The 756-nt window shown below is 41.1% G+C and carries 2 protein-coding genes; one reads left to right on the forward strand and one right to left on the reverse strand.

The window, feature by feature from the left end:
- The coding region (locus IQR33_RS23285; protein ID WP_193844092.1) for a LysR family transcriptional regulator at positions 1–279 on the reverse strand (279 nt) is incomplete at its 3' end.
- A 128-nt stretch (positions 280–407) separates the two neighbouring features.
- Here IQR33_RS23285 and IQR33_RS23290 point away from each other — a divergent pair.
- Positions 408–756 (forward strand): EamA family transporter (locus IQR33_RS23290; RefSeq protein WP_193844093.1); only part of this gene is annotated, 349 nt, incomplete at its 3' end.

Below are 756 nucleotides of genomic sequence, written 5' to 3' on the forward strand. Positions count from 1 at the left end.
CTGCAAGTTCTGATCTTGGATGAGTGCTTCCGTTGCATCGACAATTTGCTCTAAAGCGGGTGCCACCTTCCTGTAATACTTTTTACCGTCCGCGTTGAGTTGAACTTGTCTGCCTATGCGATCAAATAGAGGCTTGTTGACTTGACTCTCCAGCGATTTAATTGCCTGACTTACGGCTGAGTGGCTCACACTTAATATCTGTGCTGCTTCTGTCATGCTGCCAGACTCAGCTACTGCAACAAATGCGTAGATGGACTTTAAGGGGACTAGTTTCCGCATAATTTAAAAACCGTAGCTGGTGATAGATAAGTTAAACTGTAAGTTTTTCTTACATCAATGGTTAATATTACTCGCTATTTACGATAAGTTATGTCTTTTAAAATGCTCCATATATTAAGGAGTATTGAATGAATGCTGTAAATAAATCTATCCTTTTCATGTTGATGTCTACGTTAAGCTTATCTGTTACTGGACTGTTAGCAAAGCAGTTGTCAGGCGAACTTTCCGTCACACTATTTAGCTTCTTACGTTTTTTGGTGCCTGCGCTTATCTTGCTTATCTTACTTCGTGTGAAAAACCTTACCTTTCCTAAAGCGGGCACGCTAAAGCCTATTTTATTGCGTGCTCTTTGTATCGGTTTGTCACAACTTTGCTTTATCGCGTCATTACAAACGTTAACGCTCGTTGAGGGGGTCGTTTTGTTTGCTACTGGCCCATTATTTATTCCCTTGGTTGAAAAGCTGTTCATGAGGGGGC

Source organism: Vibrio sp. OPT46 (genome assembly GCF_015163535.1).
GTDB lineage: Bacteria > Pseudomonadota > Gammaproteobacteria > Enterobacterales > Vibrionaceae > Vibrio > Vibrio alginolyticus.